Annotated in this window: 2 tRNA genes and 3 rRNA genes; all 5 read right to left on the reverse strand. The window is 48.2% G+C overall.

The annotated features are described in order from the left end of the window. Nucleotides 1–7: 7 nt before the first annotated feature. Nucleotides 8–122, reverse strand: a 5S ribosomal RNA gene (rrf, locus tag H9653_RS12080). 119 nt (nucleotides 123–241) lie between these two features. Further along, a 23S ribosomal RNA gene (locus H9653_RS12085) occupies nucleotides 242–3103 on the reverse strand. Between the two features lie 354 nt (nucleotides 3104–3457). Then, a tRNA-Ala gene (locus tag H9653_RS12090) sits at nucleotides 3458–3533 on the reverse strand. A 9-nt stretch (nucleotides 3534–3542) separates the two neighbouring features. After that, nucleotides 3543–3619 (reverse strand) — tRNA-Ile (locus tag H9653_RS12095). A 76-nt stretch (nucleotides 3620–3695) separates the two neighbouring features. Next, nucleotides 3696–5234 (reverse strand): 16S ribosomal RNA (locus H9653_RS12100). The 16S, 23S and 5S rRNA genes sit together here with 2 tRNA genes alongside, the layout of an rRNA operon. Nucleotides 5235–5626 lie beyond the last annotated feature (392 nt).

The following is a 5626-nucleotide window of genomic DNA, read 5'->3' on the forward strand; positions in this document are numbered from 1 at the left end:
AATAGAGAGCTGACGATGACCTACTCTCACATGGCCGGAGCCACACTACCATTGGCGCGATGATGTTTCACTTCTGAGTTCGGGAAGGGATCAGGTGGTGCCATCATGCTATTGTCGTCAGCAAAGGGGGTTAGATATGAGTCTGTGTGTTTTAATGACTAGTGTCATCTTAATCCAACTGAATCAAGGATTAAGGTGATATCGAAATAATTAGACTTGATACAAACCACTTGGGTGTTGTATGGTCAAGCCAAACGAGCAATTAGTACAGGTTAGCTACACACATCGCTGTGCTTCCACACCCTGCCTATCAACGTCCTAGTCTTGAACGGCTCTTTAGGGAAATCTAATCTTGAGGTGGGCTTCCCGCTTAGATGCTTTCAGCGGTTATCCCATCCGAACGTAGCTACCGGGCAATGCCATTGGCATGACAACCCGAACACCAGTGGTTCGTCCACTCTGGTCCTCTCGTACTAGGAGCAGATCCTCTCAAATTTCCAACGCCCACGGTAGATAGGGACCGAACTGTCTCACGACGTTCTAAACCCAGCTCGCGTACCTCTTTAAATGGCGAACAGCCATACCCTTAGGACCTGCTTCAGCCCTAGGATGAGATGAGCCGACATCGAGGTGCCAAACACCGCCGTCGATATGAACTCTTGGGCGGTATCAGCCTGTTATCCCCAGAGTACCTTTTATCCGTTGAGCGATGGCCCTTCCATACAGAACCACCGGATCACTAAGACCTACTTTCGTACCTGCTCGACTTGTGGGTCTCGCAGTTAAGCGCGCTTTTGCCTTTATACTCTATGAACGATTTCCGACCGTTCTGAGCGCACCTTCGTACTCCTCCGTTACTCTTTAGGAGGAGACCGCCCCAGTCAAACTACCCACCATACATTGTCCTCGGTATTGTTATACCTGAGTTAGAACCCCGACATGACCAGGGTGGTATTTCAAGGATGGCTCCACCAAGACTAGCGTCTCGGCTTCAAAGCCTCCCACCTATCCTGCACAAGTCAGGTCAAAGTTCAATGTAAAGCTGTAGTAAAGGTTCACGGGGTCTTTCCGTCTAGCCGCGGGTACACAGCATCTTCACTGCGATTTCGATTTCACTGAGTCTCTGCTGGAGACAGCGCTGCCATCATTATGTCATTCGTGCAGGTCGGAACTTACCCGACAAGGAATTTCGCTACCTTAGGACCGTTATAGTTACGGCCGCCGTTTACTGGGGCTTCGATCAAGAGCTTCGCATACGCTAACCCCATCAATTAACCTTCCAGCACCGGGCAGACATCACACCCTATACGTCCACTTTCGTGTTTGCAGAGTGCTGTGTTTTTAATAAACAGTTGCAGCAGCCTGGTATCTGCGACTGCCAACAGCTCAAGGAGCAAGTCCTATCACCATCGGCAGCGTACCTTCTCCCGAAGTTACGGTACCATTTTGCCTAGTTCCTTCAGCAGAGTTCTCTCAAGCGCCTTGGTATTCTCTACCTGATCACCTGTGTCGGTTTAGGGTACGATTCGTTTATAACTATTGCTTAGAAGCTTTTCCTGGAAGCATGGTATTTGCCACTTCACGGTACAAGTACCGCTTGCTATCAGATCTCAGCCGTATTACAGTCCGGATTTGCCTAAACTGTAAGCCTACATCCTTTCACCTGGACAACCAACGCCAGGCTGACATAACCTACTCCGTCCCTCCATCGCATTATAAACAAGTATCGGAATATTAACCGATTTCCCATCGACTACGCCTTTCGGCCTCGCCTTAGGGGTCGACTCACCCAGCCCCGATTAACGTTGGACTGGAACCCTTGATCTTCCGGCGTGCGAGCTTTTCACTCGCATTATCGTTACTCACGTCAGCATTCGCTCTTGTGATACCTCCAGCATGCTTTACAACACACCTTCACAGGCTTACACAACGCTCCCCTACCACTTGAAAACAAATTCAAATCCGCAGCTTCGGCTCCTAGTTTGAGCCCCGTTACATCTTCCGCGCGGGCCGACTCGACTAGTGAGCTATTACGCTTTCTTTAAAGGATGGCTGCTTCTAAGCCAACCTCCTAGCTGTCTATGCCTTCCCACCTCGTTTCCCACTTAACTAGGAATTTGGGGCCTTAGCTGGCGGTCTGGGTTGTTTCCCTCTCCACAATGGACGTTAGCACCCACTGTGTGTCTCCCGGATATCACTCATCGGTATTCGGAGTTTGCATCGGTTTGGTAAGTCGGTATGACCCCCTAGCCGAAACAGTGCTCTACCCCCAATGGTGTTCGTCCGAGGCGCTACCTAAATAGCTTTCGGGGAGAACCAGCTATCACCGAGTTTGATTAGCCTTTCACCCCTATCCACAAGTCATCCCCTGGCTTTTCAACGACAGTGGGTTCGGTCCTCCGGTGCCTGTTACGGCACTTTCAACCTGCTCATGGATAGATCACTCGGTTTCGGGTCTATACCCTGCAACTAATCGCCCTATTAAGACTCGGTTTCCCTACGGCTCCCCTAAACGGTTAACCTTGCTACAGAATATAAGTCGCTGACCCATTATACAAAAGGTACGCGGTCACCCTAATAAATTAAGGCTCCCACTGCTTGTACGCACACGGTTTCAGGTTCTATTTCACTCCCCTCACAGGGGTTCTTTTCGCCTTTCCCTCACGGTACTGGTTCACTATCGGTCAGTCAGGAGTATTTAGCCTTGGAGGATGGTCCCCCCATCTTCAAACAGGATTTCTCGTGCCCCGCTCTACTTAATATGTTAGTGCTAATGTTTCGAATACAGGACTATCACCTACTACGGTCAGCTTTCCCACGCTGTTCTTCTACATTAGTACTAATCGGCTTCTCCCCGTTCGCTCGCCGCTACTAGGGGAATCTCAATTGATGTCTATTCCTAAGGGTACTGAGATGTTTCACTTCCCCTCGTTCGCCTCTTATATAAATATAAGATACCTAGCTTATGCTAGGTGGGTTTCCCCATTCAGAAATCTCCGGATCACAGGATATTGCCGCCTCCCCGAAGCTTATCGCAGGCTGTCACGTCTTTCATCGCCTCTGACTGCCAAGGCATCCACCATGTGCGCTTCATTACTTGACCATACAACCCCAAGTAGTCTTTCGACTTCTAAGTGTCATACAATCTAATTATGATAACGATATCACCTATGTTTACGCTTGATTCAGTTCTCTTTACTTTTTTAAGAAATCCTCTTTGGGATAACAAACAATGTCGTTAAAAGAGGATTTCTTAAGGTTAGAGTGTCGCGTGAACACGCCACTCTAACCCAGACTCATATCTATGTTTTTAAATAGTTCTTACTCTCTCGTCGAGTAGTAAGTTTCCGTATAAAACAGAAAGAAGTAATCAGATAATATATTGCTATATTGGAATCACTTGTTTCTGTTTGATACCTATTCATTTATTAGCATTCAAAGCTTACTGCGTTTATAGTGGTGGAGCCAAACGGAGTCGAACCGTTGACCTCCTGCGTGCAAGGCAGGCGCTCTACCAACTGAGCTATGGCCCCATATATAAATGGTGGGTCTAAGTGGACTTGAACCACTGACCCCCGCGTTATCAACACGGTGCTCTAACCAGCTGAGCTACAGACCCAAATTACGCTTGTATAAACGTAAGCTTAAACTAAAGAACAACTTGTTGTGAATTCTTGCTGACCGAATGCTGTCTATAAGGAGGTGATCCAGCCGCAGGTTCCCCTACGGCTACCTTGTTACGACTTCACCCCAGTCATCAACCACACCGTGGTGATCGCCTTCCTAAAAGGTTAGGCTAACCACTTCTGGTGCAATCAACTCCCATGGTGTGACGGGCGGTGTGTACAAGGCCCGGGAACGTATTCACCGCGGCATTCTGATCCGCGATTACTAGCGATTCCTACTTCATGGAGTCGAGTTGCAGACTCCAATCTGGACTACGATAGGCTTTTTGAGATTCGCATCACATCGCTGTGTAGCTGCCCTCTGTACCTACCATTGTAGCACGTGTGTAGCCCTGGTCGTAAGGGCCATGATGACTTGACGTCGTCCCCGCCTTCCTCCAGTTTGTCACTGGCAGTATCCTTAGAGTTCCCGGCCAAACCGCTGGTAACTAAGGACAAGGGTTGCGCTCGTTGCGGGACTTAACCCAACATCTCACGACACGAGCTGACGACAGCCATGCAGCACCTGTATTCTAATTCCCGAAGGCACTCCCGCATCTCTGCAGGATTCTAGATATGTCAAGACCAGGTAAGGTTCTTCGCGTTGCATCGAATTAAACCACATGCTCCACCGCTTGTGCGGGCCCCCGTCAATTCATTTGAGTTTTAACCTTGCGGCCGTACTCCCCAGGCGGTCTACTTATTGCGTTAGCTGCGTCACTAAGTCCTCAAGGGACCCAACGACTAGTAGACATCGTTTACGGCGTGGACTACCAGGGTATCTAATCCTGTTTGCTACCCACGCTTTCGAACCTCAGTGTCAGTATGATGCCAGAAGGCTGCCTTCGCCATCGGTATTCCTCCAGATCTCTACGCATTTCACCGCTACACCTGGAATTCTACCTTCCTCTCACCTACTCTAGCCTAACAGTATCAGATGCCGTTCCCAGGTTAAGCCCGGGGCTTTCACATCTGACTTATCAAGCCACCTACGCTCGCTTTACGCCCAGTAATTCCGATTAACGCTTGCACCCTCTGTATTACCGCGGCTGCTGGCACAGAGTTAGCCGGTGCTTATTCTGCAGCTAATGTCATCGTCCATGGGTATTAACCATGGAGTCTTCTTCACTGCTTAAAGTGCTTTACAACCAAAAGGCCTTCTTCACACACGCGGCATGGCTGGATCAGGGTTGCCCCCATTGTCCAATATTCCCCACTGCTGCCTCCCGTAGGAGTCCGGGCCGTGTCTCAGTCCCGGTGTGGCTGATCATCCTCTCAGACCAGCTACAGATCGTCGCCATGGTAGGCCTTTACCCCACCATCTAGCTAATCCGACTTAGGCTCATCTAATAGCGAGAGCAACAAGTTGCCCCCTTTCTCCCGTAGGTCGTATGCGGTATTAATTCGAGTTTCCCCGAGCTATCCCCCACTACTAGGTAGATTCCTAAGTATTACTCACCCGTCCGCCGCTCGTCAGCGAGAAGCAAGCTTCTCCTGTTACCGCTCGACTTGCATGTGTTAAGCCTGCCGCCAGCGTTCAATCTGAGCCATGATCAAACTCTTCAGTTTAATCTTGCATGAAGTCCTTTAAAGAGACTTCGAAACTTGGCTCATTTAATCTGGCAATTACGCTCTCGTATGTTTCATATAATGAATTAACTTTGAGTTTTCTTGCTGTCTTAAATGATAATTTTTATAGTTAATAATCTTTCCGAAAAGAAAAGATAGTCAACTTTATTTTTTAGCATTCTGAATCAGCAAAAATCCACACAAGTTGTTCTTTAGTTATGCTTTTAAATAGTGTCAAGCTACTGTCGTCCAGTAGTTGATTATATAGGGTATTTCTCTTTGCTAGTCAGTTTAAGTTAAGAACTTATCCTATCTAGCGAGCCGACTATCATATCATAATGATTTGGTTTGTCAAGCTTTTTTATAATTTGTTTCAATGGGTTAGCCAGGTT

It is taken from the genome of Psychrobacter communis (assembly GCF_014836505.1).
GTDB lineage: Bacteria > Pseudomonadota > Gammaproteobacteria > Pseudomonadales > Moraxellaceae > Psychrobacter > Psychrobacter faecalis.